Here is a 17,263-nt window from a genome sequence, read left to right as displayed (position 1 = left end):
ATCAAAAGTATAACATATGAAAACGAGATTATTTCTTACATCATTAGTATTGTTGCTGGGGTTCAATTCCTGCGATGAGGATAGGTTAAGTCCTACCAACCCTAATCAGTTAGGAGTAGAAACATTTTACAGGACAGGTCCGCAGTTGGTGGCAGCTGTGAACTCGGTTTATGCAGGTTTGCAGGCAAACAACCTTTACAACAGGGAATACTTCTTTTTCCAGGACTTGCTGTCAGACGATTGTGACACAGGAGGTCCACAACTAGAAGCTGCAAGGGCACAGGTTCTGAACCATGTATTCGATGCTTCAAATCCTCTGAATGAAGCAAATTGGAGAGGTTGGTACAGAATAGTTCATAGGGCCAATTTGATATTGGAAAATGCCGATAAAGCAACCGAAGAAATCACCGAGGAATTAAGGGAGAGAATAATAGCTGAAGCAAGATTTCTACGTGCATTGGCTCATTATGAACTTGTCACCCTTTGGGGAGGAGTACCATTGATGACTTCTACAGCAACTTCTCCGGATGCAAATCCAAGGGCATCAGAAGATGAGGTATACGCACTCATATTTTCTGATTTGACTGCCGCAATCGCAAGCTTACCGCTGAAAAGTGCCTACACTGGTACTGATGTGGGAAGGGCTTCCAAAGGGGCTGCACAGGCACTTGCTGCCAAGGCACATATTTTTAGAGGAAATTATGCTGCAGCAAGACCGTTCCTTCTTGAAATTATTTCGTCAAACCAATACAGGTTGGTAGACAGGTATTTGGATAATTTCGAAGAAGAGAGAGAAAACAATTCTGAGTCAGTATGGGAAATCCAATTCTCTGAAGCATTTGGAACTGCAGGTGCATGGAATGGTGATGGGGGCGGTATCGCCGAAGTGACTTTCCGTGGACAGGAATATGGCCCAACTGCCTGGAGAAACGTGATTCCAAGTCTGCCACTATTCAACGCCTATGAAAGGGTTGCGAATGGAGCTGCTAAAGATGACCCTAGGATCGGTTACAATTTCTTCCAGATCGGCGATACCTTTAATGGTGGAACCGCAGTCTTGACTGCCGATAAAGTCCAAGGAAATACTGCTCGCGCCAGCTGGAGAAAATACCAAATGATCTACAAGAGAGGTGCGGAAGACGTACAATCAGGAATCAACTTTAGAGCTATCAGGTATGCTGACATTCTCTTGCTGATGGCGGAAGTCGAGAATGAGCTTTCCGGACCGGCAGCAGCCCTTCCATATATCAACCAAGTACGGGCAAGACCAGATGTAGCCATGCCTCCATATCCAACTGCACAATATCCTACCGGAAGCAAATTGGAAATGCTAAGAGCAATCCAACATGAAAGACAGGTGGAATTGGCCGGTGAGCAAATCAGAAATAGGGACATTAGAAGATGGAGAAGACAAAACCTCTTGGCAAGCGAGCCTATTCCAAATTGGAACGTAAGGTATAATCTGATGCCGCTCCCCTTATCTGAAATCGATAATAATTCTGCATTGACCAATGCAGATCAGAATCCAGGATATTAATCTCATACCTATTAAATTGAAACAGAAAGCCAGGCGTACGTCTGGCTTTTTTGTTTGGAAAATTTTCAACTTAGGTTATTAGGCGTTTTAAATTTTATGGGCTAAAAGACTTAGAGGATTTAAGAAAAGGTGATTCCTTCTTTGAGACGTATTTGGTTAGGTGAAAACTGATATTTCCTAGGTTTTTGGATAAGATTAAAGAAATGAATTGGAGGTTTTGATCCAAGCTTGTAATTAATGGGCTGAGAAAAAACATTGGTAAATTATAAAGGATGGGAGTGATAGGCTGTTTTTTAAAGGTCCGATTCCTACCTTAGGGAAATTTTTAATCCATGACACAAGCATCTTCACCATCCTATTCTGAGCAAATACAGACTGCTTATGAATATATCCAAAAACTGTATCCCAAATCCCCTCAGGTAGGCATTATCCTTGGTACCGGTCTGGGTCAATTGATCCAAAACATGGAGATTGAACTAGAAATCCCATATGATGCCATTCCTTTCTTTCCTGTTTCGACAGTGGAAAGCCACAAAGGAAAACTGATTCTTGGAAAGCTTTCAGGAAAATCTGTTGTAGCCATGCAGGGGAGATTCCATTATTATGAAGGATACTCAATGAAGGAAGTGACCTTTCCCGTCAGGGTGATGAAAAAGCTGGGAATTGAACACCTTATTGTGTCTAACGCAGCTGGTGGACTCAATCCTGAGTACGGGATCGGCGAATTGATGATTATCAATGACCATATTGATCTTTTTCCTGAAAATCCGCTCCGAGGCAAAAACCTGGAGGAGTTTGGCGTACGCTTTCCGGATATGTCTGAGCCTTATGATCTGTCTTTGGTCCAAAAAGGCCTGGAGATCGCGGCTGCAAACGGATTGAAAGTCCATCAGGGAGTTTATGCTGCTGTACAGGGCCCCAACCTTGAAACCAAAGCAGAATACAAATACCTCAGGACAATCGGTGGTGATGCGATCGGAATGAGTACCATCCCCGAAGTCATCGTGGCAAGACATATGGAACTGCCGGTATTTGCAATGTCTGCGATTACTGACCTTTGCTCTCCTGGAAAAGTCCGCAAGATCAGTCTTACCGAAGTATTGGCCGGTGCTGCCAAAGCCGAACCTGGAATGAGTCTGATCATTAGGGAAATTGTAAAATCACTTTAATCATTATTTTCTGACGCATTCCATGCTGACAAAAGAACAGGCTGCAGTTGATTTTTTGAAGTCACAGATAACGGAATATCCCGAAACTGCCATCATTCTAGGTTCGGGCCTTGGGGGATTGGTTGGAGAAATCCAAGTTGAAAAAAGAATCTCCTATTCAAAGATTCCCCATTTTCCTGTTGCCACTGTTGAAGGGCATGGAGGAGATTTGATTTTCGGAAAATTGGAAGGTGTGGCTGTGTTGGCAATGAATGGACGTTTTCATTATTATGAAGGCTATGAAATGGACGATGTGGTTTTTCCTTTGCGGGTCATGAAGTTGATTGGGATAAAAAAATTGATAGTCACCAATGCTGCAGGAGGATTGAATGAGGACTTTGAGGCAGGGGATTTGATGCTGATTGAAGATATGATCAGCCTTTTTCCTGATAACCCATTGCGTGGAAAAAATCGGGAGGTGTTTGGACCTAGGTTTCCGGATATGAGCGAACCATTTGATCTAAGTTGGTTAGATAAAACCAAATCTGAAGCCCTGAAATTGGGAATAAAGCTGAAAACAGGAACCTATATCGGACTGCAGGGTCCCAAGTTGGAAACCAAAGCCGAGATCAGGTATTGTAGGATTATTGGCGGAGATGCGGTAGGAATGAGCACCGTTCCTGAAGTCATTGCCGCCAACCATATGGGCATAAAGGTTTTGGGAATATCCGTGATAACCAATGAAAGTATCCCAAAAGTTGCCAAAGAATTTACCCATGCCGAGGTGGTGTCTGTAGCCAATCAGGCAGGTAAGAAGTTGGTGGAGTTGGTGAAAGCTGTTTTGTAAGATCAATTTTTTTCAAAAGGATCTGATATTGATTGATACTCGATATTAATGGATATTAATTTGTAAACCAACCCATTAACAGGTTTTGACACCAACTCATATTATTTCTTTCCTGTCCAAAAAGTAATAATTAAAAAAGGCTCCCACGGTATAATGGAAGCCTTTTTTGGATTCTGAAATCTTCAAATCAACCTAAAGAAATTAGTATAACAGGTGAATAGGAGCCAATATCAATCAATATCCAATATCAACTAATATCTCAAATTATTTTGGTTAATTTTAAAAGAACTAGAGTATTTGCAAGATTGGTATAATCAAACCGTCATAATTTCCACTTCTTTTTTGACAAGAAGCTCATCTATTTTGGTTGAATAACTATCGGTGAATTTTTGGACTGTATCTTCGGCCCTTTTGATTTCATCCTCGGAAGCACCTTCTTTTTGAAGTTTGCGAAGGGATTCATTGGTTTCTTTCCTCACGGTGCGAATGGAGATTTTTCCAGATTCACATTCATTTTTGGCTTGCTTCACAAGGTTTCTCCTTCTTTCCTCGGTCATTGGAGGTATCGTCAGGATGATGATTTCTCCGTTGTTTTGTGGTGCAAGGCCGAGGTCAGAGTTGATGATAGATCTTTCGATTTCATTGATCAGGTTTCTTTCCCAAGGTTTGATGGTAAGGGTTCTTGCGTCAGGAGTTGTTACTGAAGCTACTTGTTGGAGAGGGGTGGGAGCGCCATAATAAGCGACCATGATCCCGTCCAACAAATTCGGCATGGCTTTTCCAGCCCTGATTTTTACAAGTTCAGCAGCAGTATGGTTTACTGCTTTTTGCATCAGTTCTTTGGCTTCTTCCAGGTACAGCTGAATTTCTTCCATAATATAATCCGTATTAGTTTGAAGTGATTAATGTCCCGATGTCTTCTCCGATGACTATTTTGTCAAGATTGCCGGGTTTGTTCATATCAAAAACGATGATGGGCAGGTTGTTTTCCTGGCAAAGTGTAAATGCCGTCATGTCCATGATATTGAGGTTCTTGGCATAGGCTTCCTGAAAGGATAGCGTACTGTATTTGGTAGCGGTTTTGTCTTTTTCGGGATCTGCGGTATATACCCCGTCTACCCTTGTGCCTTTCAATACCACATCGGCTTCGATTTCTATTGCTCTCAAAGCTGCAGTAGAGTCAGTAGTAAAATACGGGTTGCCGATGCCTGCTCCGAAAATTACTATCCTGCCTTTTTCGAGGTGTCGGATTGCCCTTCTTCTGATAAATGGCTCGCAGACACTTTCCACTTTGATCCCTGACATCAGTCGGGTAAACATTCCGCCTTGCTCGAGGGCGCTTTGAAGTGCCATGGCATTGATCAACGTAGCAAGCATTCCCATATAATCACCCTGCACGCGGTCGATACCTGCATTTTCTGCCTGCACGCCCCTAAAAATATTGCCTCCTCCGATGACGATGGCGATTTCTACCCCAAGGTCTTTGACACGTCGGATTTCTTGGGCATATTGTTCAAGTCTTTTGGAGTCAATTCCGTAGTTTTTTTCTCCCATCAGCGCCTCGCCGCTTAGTTTCAGCAATATCCTTTTGTACTTCATTGTTGGTTTTTAAATGTGAAAAAGAGCTAACTCAATCAGGTTGGTAAATTGATAAATCCGACAAATATAAAGCCTTCCTTTAGAAATCTAAACCCATGACTTCTTAAAATTGGATCAGGACCTGATTTTTCTCCACGCTTTGTCCTTTTTTTATTTTGATGGCTTTGACGGTTCCGTCCCCCGGGGATTTCAAAATGTTCTCCATTTTCATGGCTTCCAGGATAAGTACTGCATCTCCTTTTTTTACCTCATCGCCTTCTTTGACTTTGATATCAAAAATCAGCCCGGGCATGGGGGCTTTTATTTCCTTGGCAGTTTGACTCTTAAGGTTGTTCATTCCAAGTTTTTCCAACAACAGGTCAAATTTATCTTTGATCGTTATCTCACAAGGTTTGTTGTTGAGTTTGAGTTTTACTGTTTTGGTTTCTGCATCTAGGCTGACCAATTCCAGGTTGAATGATTGGCTGTTGTGGAGGACATGGTAGTGTCCGGTCCGAATTTCAGAAATGTCCCAATCAAGGATATTTCCGTTTACAGCTACCGTTTCTTTTGATTTTTCTACCTCAAAAACCGAATTCTTGATACTAACTGAATACATTTCCTTTATTTTGCGCTAAAATATACAATTAATCTTTAAAAAGCATTTTCATGGTATTCAATAAACCCAAGGCATTTTTAGCTGTTTCTGTTTTCTTAATCTGGTCTTGTCAAAGTTCAAAACCGGTGGCAGATCCGGCAGAAAATGTTCTTTCAGAAGAATTGACTGAGGCTTCAGAAACAACCGTTCCCTTTGATTCTACCTCGATCAAAGCGTTGATTCCGGTCCTTGAAAATAAGATATCCGCTTATAAAGGTTCTGATACCAGGCATTTTGACCTTTTGCACACAGCCTTGGACCTGTCATTTGACTACCAAAAAGAATGGGTAAACGGTGTTGCCGTCCTTACTTTGAAGCCTTACTTTTTCCCCCAGCGGGAACTTGTCCTTGATGCACAGGACTTTGATATCCATGTTTTTTCTCTGATAGCCAAGGGAAAAGAAACAGAATTGAATTTCCGCTATGATGGACAGATTGTCACGGCTTATTTACCACAGACCTACTCTGCCAAAGACACAATCCAAGTCAGGATAAAATATACTGCCAAACCAAATGAGAATCCTGAATTGGGAAGCGCAGCCATTACTGACACCAAAGGACTGTATTTTATCAATCCCCGTGGAGAAGACCCCAATAAACCGACGCTGATCTGGACACAGGGAGAGACCGAACACAACTCCAAGTGGTTTCCGACCATTGATTCTCCCAATGAAAGAATGACTCAGGAAATCCGAATGACCGTTGATAAAAAATACAGGACAATCAGTAACGGTCTTTTGAAATCAAGTAAGGAAAATGCAAATGGGACCAGAACAGACCATTGGGTGATGGACTTACCTCATGCGCCTTATTTGGCGGCAGTGATTGTGGGCGATTATGTGGAGATCAAAGATGAATGGGAAGGAATGCCCGTAAGGTATTATGTTGAAAAAGAATTTGAAGAAGGCGCAAAGACGGTGTTTCAAAATACGCCGGAGATGATCGGTTTTTTCTCCAAAGTCCTTGGGGTAAGGTACCCTTGGCAAAAATATGACCAGGTTGTTGTCCGGGATTTTGTATCAGGAGCGATGGAGAATACCACAATCTCGGTATTCATGGAGGAACTGAACCTTGATGCAAGAGCAGCGATCGATTCTGAATGGGATGGGATCATCGCCCACGAGCTTTTTCATCAGTGGGTAGGGGATTATGTGACCAATGAATCATGGGCAAACCTTACTTTGAATGAAGCTTTTGCCAATTATTCTGAATACTTATGGTATGAATACAAAAACGGAAAGGATGATGCAGACATGCACCATATTTCGGAAATGGAACAGTATTTTGAGGAATCCAAGGAAAAACAGGTGGATTTGATCAGGTTTTACTATGACAATTCAGAAGACATGTTCGATAGCCACTCCTATGCAAAAGGAGGGAGAATTCTCCATATGCTTAGGAGACATATCGGGGATGAGGCTTTTTTTGAAGCTATTAAGCTTTATTTGACCAAACATGCATTTTCAAGTGTGGAAGTACATGACTTGAGAATTGCCTTCGAGATGGTTACAGGTCAGGACTTGAATTGGTATTTCAATCAGTGGTTTCTAGGTTCAGGTCATCCCACTTTGGAATATGAGGTGGATTACAGTCAACCGGATAATCTACTCCTGACGGTATCCCAAAAGCAGGATTTGACCACCACACCTTTATATAAGATTCCTTTTAAAGTGAGTTGGTACCACGATGGGAAGAGATATGAAAAAGAATTTGTATTGGACAAAGCTTGGCAGCAGTTTGCTGTCGAAAACAAAGTTCCCGTGACTGAATTGTATGTGGATGAAGCCTTGGAATTGCTTGCTGAGAAAAAATCTTCAAGGGGTGTTGACCATTTCAAGAAGCAGTTCAGCATTTCCACTTTGGGAGTGGCAAGGTTCGAGGCATTGGACAGTCTTGCTAATACCTATGCAGATGATCCGGAAGTCGCCTCACTTGTTGGGAGAGGGTTGAATGATCCTTTTTGGGCAATCAGGGAAGCTGCCATCATGCACATTGCCCAGCATCCTGATTGGTTATTGGAGATTTCTGGTCTCGAAGAAAGCCTTTTGGCAATAGCGGAAACTGATCCAAAAAATACGGTAAAGCAGGGTGCCATTGAAATGCTGAGTTTGTTAGACCCCGATAAATATTCTCCTTATTTCATGAAATGGATGGAACATCCTTCCTATTATGTAGCAGGGGCAGCATTGGCAGCTTATTTGGAAAATGAAAACAATGCCGATAGGGGAGGAATTGCGACAAAGTTTGAATCGGAGAAAAACATCAGGTTATTAGTACCTGTGGCTGAATATTACATCTCCAATCTTATTCCCGGCAAAGCAGATTGGTTCCATAACGTTTTGAGCAAACAGACGGGAGAATCGCTTTATTATTTTGTGGGATACTACAGCGAATATTTTGTTCAAAATCCGGGGGAGGGAAAAGAAACTGCCATTAGTAATTTATATAATATAGCGAAAGAAAACAGTTCCAATTTTGTTCGCATAGGAGCATTTATGGGTTTATTCGGATTCATTGATGAGCCGGGAGTTTTGGACAAGGCCAAAGAATTATTTTCACTGGAAAAGGATGAGTTAGCCAAAAGATATGAGGAATTTTTCCTCTCCCAATACCTTGAGAAAAATTAAATCATTGATTTTTATGGTATTAATGTCGGTCTTCAAAAAATACTTTGAAATTTTCAAACATAATTTTGAATGTTTAGGAAAAGGGTATAATTTTGCCATCCGTTAAGAATACAAAAACCCAATTTGGGTTGAATTCTTAGCAGAAAATCAGTTGGGGGAATACCAAAGCGGCCAACTGGGACGGACTGTAAATCCGTTGACTTATGTCTTCACAGGTTCGAATCCTGTTTCCCCCACAAAGTGTGAATTGCAAAATATTTTATTACTTTTGCACAGCATTTTCAAAAGCGGGAGTAGCTCAGTTGGTAGAGCGGCAGCCTTCCAAGCTGCAGGTCGCGGGTTCGAGCCTCGTCTCCCGCTCTATGCTTTTAATAAAGCAGAGCGAATGTTACCAGCCGACGTAGCTCAGGGGTAGAGTACTTCCTTGGTAAGGAAGGGGTCACGGGTTCAATTCCCGTCGTTGGCTCTGAAACATTGAAAAATTAAAATAATTTATAACCTTAACTAAAACAGAGGATTTTCACGCATGGCAAAAGCAACCTTTGACCGTTCAAAACCGCACGTTAACATCGGTACGATTGGTCACGTAGACCATGGAAAGACAACTTTGACTGCTGCCATTACTACAGTTTTGGCGAAAAAGGGTCTTTCTGAATTAAGAGATTTTTCTTCCATCGATAACGCGCCGGAAGAAAAAGAAAGAGGTATTACTATCAACACTTCTCACGTAGAGTATTCTACAGAGAAGAGACACTACGCTCACGTAGATTGTCCTGGACACGCTGATTATGTAAAAAACATGGTTACAGGTGCTGCTCAGATGGACGGGGCTATTCTAGTAGTAGCTGCCACTGATGGTCCTATGCCTCAGACAAGAGAACACATCCTTCTTGCTCGTCAGGTAGGTGTACCTGCCCTTGTTGTATTTATGAATAAAGTTGATATGGTGGATGATCCTGAGCTTCTTGAGCTTGTGGAAATGGAAATCAGAGAACTTCTTTCATTCTATGATTTTGATGGCGATAACATTCCTGTAATTGCTGGTTCTGCTCTTGGTGCACTTAACGGTGATGCTAAGTGGGAAGCTACAGTTATGGAATTGATGAATGCTGTGGATGAGTTTATTCCAATCCCTGAGCGTTTGATCGACAAAGATTTCTTGATGCCTGTAGAAGACGTATTCTCAATCACTGGACGTGGTACTGTTGCAACCGGTAGAATCGAAAGAGGTGTAATCAACTCTGGAGACGCCGTTGATATCATCGGTATGGGTGCTGAAGGTTTGAAGTCTACTGTAACAGGTGTTGAAATGTTCCGCAAGATCCTTGACAGAGGTGAAGCTGGTGATAACGTAGGTCTTTTGTTGAGAGGTATTGAAAAATCTCAAATCAGAAGAGGTATGATCATCTGTAAGCCAAACTCTGTGAAGCCTCACGCTCACTTCAAGGCTGAAGTTTACGTTCTTTCAAAAGAAGAAGGTGGACGTCATACACCATTCTTCAACAAATACCGTCCACAGTTCTACTTAAGAACTACTGACGTAACTGGAGAAATCATGCTTCCTGAAAACGTTGAAATGGTTATGCCAGGTGATAACGTTACTATAGAAGTTAACTTATTGAACAAAGTTGCACTTGAGAAAGGTCTTCGTTTCGCTATCCGTGAAGGTGGTAGAACCGTAGGTGCCGGACAGGTGACTGAAATTCTTGACTAATAGTCTTAGAATTAATAAAATCTCAAATGCGATCCTGAATAATTTTTAGGATCGCATTTGTATCTCATCCCATTTCTGACTACCTTTGCGTTCCTTTTGGGGACTTAAAATTCTACGGGCATAGTTCAATGGCAGAATAGCGGTCTCCAAAACCGTTGATGGGAGTTCGAATCTCTCTGCCCGTGCACAAAATGTAGTAATCCATGAATATTAAGAGTTTTGTTATCGAATCAATCGACGAAATGAAAAACAAGGTCACTTGGCCTTCGTATTCGTTTTTGCAAAACAGCGCTGTTTTGGTAATTGTCGCATCTCTCATTTTTGCTCTTGTAATCGGAGCGATCGACTTGGGATTCGAAAATCTAATGAAATGGTTTTACGATCTATTCTAATTGAATAATACTGATGGCTGAACATAAGTGGTACGTACTTAGGGTGGTAGCCGGACAAGAGAAAAAAACCAAGTCTTACTTGGATAATGAAATTGTCCGTCAAAAACTTGAGGAATTTATTCCTGAGGTCTTGATACCTTCCGAAAAAGTTTACGAAATGCGTAATGGTAAAAAGAGAGTGCGTGAGAGAAATTTCTTTCCCGGCTACGTTTTGATCAATGCGGATTTGACTCATGGTGAAGCCAATCACGTTATTACAAGTATCCCGGGTGTTATCGGTTTCTTAGGTTCAAACCAGGGGGGAGCTTCCAAAACCCCTGAGCCATTGCGCCAGTCTGAAATCAACAGAATCTTAGGACGAGTTGAAGAGATTGATGAGTTTGCCGTAAAGCTTGATACACCATTTATAGTTGGAGAGACAGTCAAAGTAATGGACGGTCCTTTCAGTGGTTTCTCGGGTATTATTGAAGAGGTGTTTGAAGACAAGAAGAAATTGAATGTTATGGTCAAGATCTTCGGTCGAAATACACCGGTAGAATTAAACTTTATACAAGTAGAAAAACAAGATTAAGAAATGGCTAAGGAAATCACAGGTTATGTGAAATTACAGGTGAAAGGTGGCCAGGCAAATCCATCACCTCCGGTTGGTCCGGCTCTTGGTTCCAAGGGTTTGAACATCATGGAGTTCTGTAAGCAATACAATGCCCGTACCCAAGATAAAATTGGTCAGGTATTGCCTGTTTTGATTACTGTTTTCTCTGACAAAACATTTGAATTCGTAGTAAAAACGCCACCTGCAGCAAACTTGTTGCTTGAGGCTGCGAAGGTTAAAAGTGGTTCTGCAGAGCCTAACAGAAAAAAGGTAGGTTCAGTTACCTGGGATCAGGTAAAGGAGATTGCTCAGGTGAAAATGCCTGACTTAAACGCTTTCAAAGTGGAATCTGCCATGAAAATGATTGCAGGTACCGCTAGAAGTATGGGTATCACTGTTTCGGGTAAAGCCCCTTGGGAGGTATAATAATACAAATATGGCTAAGTTAACAAAAAAGCAAAAAGAAGCTCTTTCTAAGTACGACTCAAGCCAGCTGTACTCCCTAGAGGAAGCTTCTTCTATCGTCAAAGAAATTACCAGCTCAAAATTTGATGCATCTGTTGATATCGATGTCCGTCTGGGCGTTGATCCAAGAAAAGCAGATCAAATGGTGAGAGGCGTAGTCGCCTTGCCACATGGCACAGGTAAAGACGTTAAAGTATTGGTGTTATGTACGCCTGACAAAGTAGAGGAAGCTAAAGAAGCTGGTGCTGATTATGTAGGTCTTGATGACTACATAGCCAAAATTGAAGGAGGTTGGACTGACATTGATGTCATCATAACCATGCCTAACGTAATGGCTAAGGTAGGTAGACTTGGTAGGATTTTGGGACCTAGAGGCTTGATGCCTAATCCTAAATCCGGTACAGTTACTTTGGAAGTTGGAAAAGCTGTCAAAGAGGTAAAAGCAGGTAAAATCGATTTTAAAGTTGACAAATTCGGTATTATCCACGCTAGCGTCGGTAAAGTTTCTTTTGAGCCTGAAAAAATTCAGGATAACGTAAAAGAACTGATCAACACCATCTCTAAGTTGAAACCATCTTCTTCAAAAGGAACATATTTCAGGAGCATTCACTTGTCAAGTACACAATCTCCGGGAGTAAAAGTAGATAAAGGAAGTTTTCAAGGTATTTAATCATGACTAGAGAAGAAAAATTAGAAATAATCGACGGTCTTACCGAGAAGTTAAAGGAAAATCCCTACTTCTATATCACTGATGCTTCAGGGTTTACAGTGGCACAGGTAAATGCCTTCAGAAGAGCTTGCTTTGAAAAAGGTGTCGAGTACAAAGTTTTCAAAAATACGCTTATCAAAAAAGCGCTTGAAAATCTTGATGCCGATTACACCGAATTTTCAGAAGTGGCTTTAAAAGGATTCTCAGGTATTATCTTCTCCAAAGAGAGCGGTAATCTTCCTGCAAAAGTAATCCTAGATTTCAGAAAGAAACTTGGGAAAAAAGAAGTGAGACCTTTGTTCAAAGGCGCCTCGATAGATTCAGGAATTTTCTTGGGTGAAGATCAGTTAGACATGCTGTCTAATTTGAAATCAAAACAAGAGCTTATTGGAGACATCATCGGACTTCTTCAATCTCCTGCCAAAAACCTTATCTCTGCCCTTCAAAGTGGACAGAATACGTTGGCAGGTCTTGTTAAGACACTTTCTGAGAAAGAATAAAAAATACAGTTATCAAATCAGTTAAAAAAAAATCAACAATTTAAATATTAATACAATGGCAGATCTTAAACAACTTGCTGATCAGTTAGTAAACTTGACTGTAAAAGAAGTAAAAGAATTGGCTGATATATTGAAGGACGAATATGGCATCGAGCCTGCAGCTGCTGCTGTTGCTGTTGCTGCTCCTGCTGGTGGTGCCGGTGCCGGTGCTGCAGAAGTAGAAGAAAAAACCTCTTTTGATGTAATCTTGAAAGCTGCTGGCGGTCAGAAATTGGCTGTTGTGAAGCTAGTGAAAGAATTGACTGGTCTTGGCTTGAAAGAAGCTAAAGAATTGGTCGACGGAGCTCCAAAAGCTGTAAAAGAAGGTATCGCTAAAGACGAGGCTGACGCTCTGAAGAAGTCTCTTGAAGAAGCCGGTGCTGAAGTAGAGATTAAGTAATTTGAATAACCTTTCCTTCTAGGCAAAGGTTATGCATTAGGACCTGACTACATAGTCAGGTCTTTTCCTGTTTGTGCACAGGTAATAAATTGTACTATTCTAAGCAAAAATTGTCGCATTTAGTTATTCATTATCACTAAAACTTATACTGCCTTGGCTATCCAGAATCAAACCGTAAGGAAAAGTTTCTCATCTATTAAGGTAGTCAAAGACTATCCGGATTTCTTAGATATCCAATTACAATCTTTCAAAGACTTTTTCCAATTGGATACTCCTGCTGAAAGAAGAAGACAAGATGGTCTGTTCAAGGTATTTTCTGAGAATTTCCCAATATCTGATTCCCGGGAAAATTTCACCCTTGAATTTATTGACTACGCAGTCGATCCTCCAAAATATAGTGTAGAGGAGTGTATCGATAGGGGTCTGACTTATTCTGTTCCTCTTAAAGCAAAATTGCGTCTTCTTTGCCACGATGAGGACAACGAGGATTTCGAAACCATCGAGCAGGAAGTTTTCCTTGGCAATCTTCCTTACATGACAGAAAAAGGTTCATTCGTAATCAATGGTGCTGAGAGAGTAATTGTTTCTCAGTTGCATAGATCACCTGGAGTTTTCTTTGCTCAAAGTAAGCACACCAATGGCACCAAGCTTTATTCAGCCAGAATTATTCCTTTCAAGGGTAGTTGGATTGAATTTGCAACGGATATCAACAATGTCATGTATGCCTACATTGACAGAAAGAAAAAATTCCCGGTAACTACTCTGTTGAGAGCCATCGGTTTTGGTTCTGATAAAGAGATCCTTGATCTATTCGGTCTTTCGGAAGAAATCGACGCTACAAAAAACAACCTTAAAAAAGTGTCAGGTAGAAAACTTGCTGCAAGGGTACTCCGCACTTGGGTTGAAGATTTCGTAGATGAGGATACAGGGGAAGTTGTCTCTATTGACAGAAATGAAGTTTTGTTAGAAAGGGATTCCATTCTGACAGATGAAGATATATCATTGATTTTGGACTCAGGCGCTAAATCTATCATCCTCCATAGGGAAGATGTGAACGTAGCTGACTTTTCCATTATATATAATACGCTCCAAAAAGATAATTCAAACTCTGAAAAAGAGGCAGTTGAAGTTATCTATCGTCAATTGAGGAATACTGAAGCACCTGATGAGGCAACTGCCCGTGAGGTTATTCATGGTCTTTTCTTCTCTGACAAGAGATATGATCTTGGAGAAGTAGGTAGATACAGAATCAATAAAAAATTAGGATTGCAGATTGATCCCGAAAAAATTGTATTGACAACTGAAGATATTATCAGCATTGTTAAGTATTTGATCGGTTTGATCAATTCAAAAGCAGTAGTCGATGATATTGACCACTTAAGTAATAGAAGAGTACGTACAGTTGGTGAGCAGTTGTATAGCCAATTCGGAGTTGGTCTTGCCCGTATGGCGAGAACAATCAGGGAAAGAATGAACGTCCGTGACAATGAAGATTTCAAGCCTGTTGACTTGATCAACGCACGAACATTATCTTCTGTGATCAACTCCTTCTTTGGTACCAATCAACTTTCTCAGTTCATGGATCAGACCAATCCACTTGCGGAGCTTACTCATAAGAGAAGGTTGTCAGCATTGGGTCCGGGAGGTCTTTCAAGAGAAAGAGCAGGATTTGAAGTCCGTGACGTTCACTATACGCACTACGGTCGTTTGTGTACTATCGAAACTCCGGAAGGTCCAAACATTGGATTGATTTCTTCTCTTTGCGTTCATGCCAAAGTGAACTCCATGGGTTTCCTTGAAACTCCTTATAGAAAGGTGAAAGATGGTAAAGTAAGCATGAATGCCAACGATATTGTTTTCTTGACTGCAGAGGAAGAAGATGACAATAACATCGCACAGGCAAATGCTCCATTGGATGCCAACGGAATCTTTATCAATGAAAAAGTAAAAGCAAGATTTGAAGGTGATTTCCCGGTGTTAGAGCCTAAGGAAATTACCTATATGGATGTTGCTCCTAACCAAATTGTATCGGTAGCAGCATCTTTGATTCCATTCTTGGAGCATGATGATGCCAACCGTGCTTTGATGGGATCTAACATGCAACGTCAGGCAGTACCATTATTGAAGCCTGAGGCTCCAATTGTTGGAACAGGTTTGGAAGCGAAAGCAGCCACTGATTCCAGGTCATTGGTGTTGGCAGAGGCTGACGGTGTTGTGGAATATGTGGATGCTAGCAAAATCACCATTAAGTATGACCTTACTGAGGATGATCTTTTGGTCAATTTCAGTGATGAGTATAAGACTTATGAATTGGTTAAATTCAGAAGAACCAATCAGGACACTACCATTAACCTTTCTCCTTTGGTTTTGAAAGGGGAGAAAGTAACAAAAGGACAGGTTCTTGTAGAAGGTTATTCTACCAACAAAGGTGAATTGGCCCTAGGTAAAAACCTGATGGTCGCTTACATGCCTTGGCAAGGATATAACTTCGAAGATGCGATTGTAATTTCAGAAAGGGTAGTTAGGGAAGATATTTTCACTTCCATTCACATCGAAGAATTCCAACTTGAGGTAAGAGATACCAAAAGGGGTGAAGAAGAATTGACTTCTGAAATTCCTAACGTTTCTGAAGAGGCAGTCAAAAACCTTGATGAGAACGGTATCATCAGAGTGGGAGCTGAGGTTAAAGAAGGCGATATCATCATCGGAAAGATCACACCAAAAGGTGAAACTGATCCTACTCCTGAAGAGAAATTGTTGAGAGCGATCTTTGGAGACAAAGCAGGCGATGTAAAAGATGCTTCTTTGAAAGCTTCTCCATCATTGAATGGTGTGGTTATCGAAACCAAACTCTTCTCAAGACCTAAGAAAGACAAAGACCTCAGAGCTAAATCAAAAGCAGAGGTAGAAAAACTGAAAGGGAAATATGCCAAAGACCTTTTGGGAATCCGTGCGAGAATGATCAACAAGTTGGTCACACTTCTTGACGGAAAAACTTCTCAAGGGATCAGACATAAGTTCGGTGATGAGATCATCAGCAAGGGTGTTAAGATCAATTTGAAAAATATTGAGCAAAATCTCTTCCCTGCAAAAAACCCTTACAGAGATGAGTCTAACTACAACGTATCTGAAGAGGCAAACCTTATTTCTGATATCATTTTGGATGACTGGACTGAAGATGCACATACCAATGTGTTGATCCAAAAACTGGTCAAGAATTACGTGAATTCTAGAAATGAAATATCAGGTAGATTCAAGAGAGACAAATTTACTCTTGAAGTAGGTGATGAACTTCCTGCAGGTATCGTTCAGCTTGCTAAAGTTTATGTGGCCAAAAAACGTAAACTGAAAGTAGGAGATAAGATGGCGGGCCGTCACGGAAACAAAGGTATTGTAGCCAGAATCGTAAGGGAGGAAGATATGCCTTTCTTGGAAGACGGTTCTCCGATGGATATCGTACTCAACCCACTTGGTGTTCCTTCAAGGATGAACATCGGTCAGATTTACGAAACTGTTCTTGCTTGGGCAGGTATGAAGCTTGGAAAGAAATATTCTACACCAATCTTTGACGGTGCTACCATGGAAGAAGTATCCCATGAATTGGATTTGGCAGGTTTACCATCTTACGGTAGGACTTATCTTTACGATGGTCTTTCGGGTAAGAGATTTGATCAGCCGGTAACAGTAGGGGTTACTTATATGTTGAAACTTGGTCACTTGGTGGATGACAAGATGCACGCTAGGTCTATCGGACCATATTCTTTGATCACGCAGCAACCTTTGGGTGGTAAAGCCCAATTTGGTGGTCAGCGTTTTGGAGAAATGGAAGTTTGGGCCCTTGAAGCATTTGGAGCATCACATGTGTTGCAGGAAATCTTAACTGTGAAATCTGATGACGTGGTGGGTAGAGCCAAGGCGTATGAGGCGATCGTGAAAGGTGAAAACCTTCCTAAGCCAAATATACCTGAATCATTCAACGTATTGGTTCACGAGCTAAGAGGTCTTGCACTAGAAATTACCCTTGATTAATAAAATTTCAATGGGCCGCAAGGCCCTT

At 41.3% G+C, this 17,263-nt stretch carries 15 protein-coding genes and 4 tRNA genes; 16 read left to right on the top strand and 3 right to left on the bottom strand.

Features of this window, described 5'->3' with window-relative positions; all coding sequences use genetic code 11:
- The first annotated feature begins 16 nt into the window (after window positions 1–16).
- The 3 genes from MMU05_RS01245 (at window position 17) to MMU05_RS01235 (ending at window position 3,532) form a co-directional block, all read left to right on the top strand.
- A complete protein-coding gene (locus MMU05_RS01245) occupies window positions 17–1,537 on the top strand; it encodes a RagB/SusD family nutrient uptake outer membrane protein (RefSeq protein WP_241139849.1) in 1,521 nt (506 codons plus the stop codon).
- Window positions 1,538–1,869: 332 nt separating this feature from the next.
- Window positions 1,870–2,706, top strand: coding sequence for a purine-nucleoside phosphorylase (locus MMU05_RS01240; protein ID WP_241139848.1), 837 nt, complete (start codon window positions 1,870–1,872; stop codon window positions 2,704–2,706).
- A gap of 22 nt (window positions 2,707–2,728) precedes the next feature.
- The gene (locus MMU05_RS01235; RefSeq protein WP_241139847.1) at window positions 2,729–3,532 is read left to right on the top strand and encodes a purine-nucleoside phosphorylase; all 804 of its coding nucleotides are present in this window, start codon (window positions 2,729–2,731) and stop codon (window positions 3,530–3,532) included.
- A gap of 314 nt (window positions 3,533–3,846) precedes the next feature.
- On the opposite strand, the gene frr is transcribed toward MMU05_RS01235, so the two are convergent.
- The 3 genes from frr to MMU05_RS01220 form a co-directional block, all read right to left on the bottom strand.
- Entirely contained in the window at window positions 3,847–4,407 is a 561-nt protein-coding gene (frr, locus tag MMU05_RS01230; RefSeq protein ID WP_241139846.1) for a ribosome recycling factor, read from the bottom strand.
- A gap of 13 nt (window positions 4,408–4,420) precedes the next feature.
- Window positions 4,421–5,131 (bottom strand): UMP kinase, encoded by a 711-nt coding sequence (gene pyrH / locus MMU05_RS01225; protein WP_241139845.1) that lies wholly within the window; start codon window positions 5,129–5,131, stop codon window positions 4,421–4,423.
- Window positions 5,132–5,234: 103 nt separating this feature from the next.
- Window positions 5,235–5,729, bottom strand: coding sequence for an acyl-CoA carboxylase biotin carboxyl carrier protein subunit (locus MMU05_RS01220; RefSeq protein WP_241139844.1), 495 nt, complete (start codon window positions 5,727–5,729; stop codon window positions 5,235–5,237).
- Window positions 5,730–5,779: 50 nt separating this feature from the next.
- On the opposite strand from MMU05_RS01220, the gene MMU05_RS01215 reads away from it, so the two are divergent.
- The 13 genes from MMU05_RS01215 to rpoB all read left to right on the top strand — a co-directional run bounded on the left by MMU05_RS01215 (window position 5,780) and on the right by rpoB (window position 17,235).
- On the top strand, window positions 5,780–8,395 hold the full coding sequence (locus MMU05_RS01215) for a M1 family metallopeptidase (RefSeq protein WP_241139843.1): 2,616 nt from the start codon (window positions 5,780–5,782) through the stop codon (window positions 8,393–8,395).
- Window positions 8,396–8,548: 153 nt separating this feature from the next.
- Window positions 8,549–8,631 (top strand) — tRNA-Tyr (locus MMU05_RS01210).
- Window positions 8,632–8,682: 51 nt separating this feature from the next.
- Window positions 8,683–8,755, top strand: a tRNA-Gly gene (locus MMU05_RS01205).
- A gap of 34 nt (window positions 8,756–8,789) precedes the next feature.
- Window positions 8,790–8,861, top strand: a tRNA-Thr gene (locus MMU05_RS01200).
- Between the two features lie 60 nt (window positions 8,862–8,921).
- Entirely contained in the window at window positions 8,922–10,109 is a 1,188-nt protein-coding gene (gene tuf, locus MMU05_RS01195; RefSeq protein WP_113924090.1) for an elongation factor Tu, read from the top strand.
- A gap of 114 nt (window positions 10,110–10,223) precedes the next feature.
- Window positions 10,224–10,294 (top strand) — tRNA-Trp (locus MMU05_RS01190).
- Between the two features lie 18 nt (window positions 10,295–10,312).
- Window positions 10,313–10,501: a preprotein translocase subunit SecE gene (gene secE / locus MMU05_RS01185; protein WP_106566657.1), complete on the top strand. Its 189-nt coding sequence runs from the start codon at window positions 10,313–10,315 to the stop codon at window positions 10,499–10,501.
- Between the two features lie 13 nt (window positions 10,502–10,514).
- On the top strand, window positions 10,515–11,072 hold the full coding sequence (nusG, locus tag MMU05_RS01180) for a transcription termination/antitermination protein NusG (protein ID WP_113924091.1): 558 nt from the start codon (window positions 10,515–10,517) through the stop codon (window positions 11,070–11,072).
- A 3-nt stretch (window positions 11,073–11,075) separates the two neighbouring features.
- Entirely contained in the window at window positions 11,076–11,519 is a 444-nt protein-coding gene (gene rplK / locus MMU05_RS01175; protein ID WP_241139842.1) for a 50S ribosomal protein L11, read from the top strand.
- A 10-nt stretch (window positions 11,520–11,529) separates the two neighbouring features.
- Complete coding sequence (gene rplA, locus MMU05_RS01170) at window positions 11,530–12,228, top strand: 50S ribosomal protein L1 (protein WP_241139841.1); 699 nt, start codon at window positions 11,530–11,532, stop codon at window positions 12,226–12,228.
- Between the two features lie 2 nt (window positions 12,229–12,230).
- Window positions 12,231–12,767: a 50S ribosomal protein L10 gene (gene rplJ / locus MMU05_RS01165; protein WP_241139840.1), complete on the top strand. Its 537-nt coding sequence runs from the start codon at window positions 12,231–12,233 to the stop codon at window positions 12,765–12,767.
- A 55-nt stretch (window positions 12,768–12,822) separates the two neighbouring features.
- A complete protein-coding gene (gene rplL, locus MMU05_RS01160) occupies window positions 12,823–13,206 on the top strand; it encodes a 50S ribosomal protein L7/L12 (protein ID WP_241139839.1) in 384 nt (127 codons plus the stop codon).
- Between the two features lie 153 nt (window positions 13,207–13,359).
- Window positions 13,360–17,235: a DNA-directed RNA polymerase subunit beta gene (gene rpoB / locus MMU05_RS01155; protein WP_241139838.1), complete on the top strand. Its 3,876-nt coding sequence runs from the start codon at window positions 13,360–13,362 to the stop codon at window positions 17,233–17,235.
- Window positions 17,236–17,263: the final 28 nt, after the last annotated feature.

The sequence above is a fragment of the Cognataquiflexum rubidum genome (assembly GCF_022538115.1).
Classification (GTDB): domain Bacteria; phylum Bacteroidota; class Bacteroidia; order Cytophagales; family Cyclobacteriaceae; genus Cognataquiflexum; species Cognataquiflexum rubidum.
The sequence above is the reverse complement of the archived record's forward strand: the minus strand, read 5'-3'. Positions and strand labels throughout refer to the sequence as shown.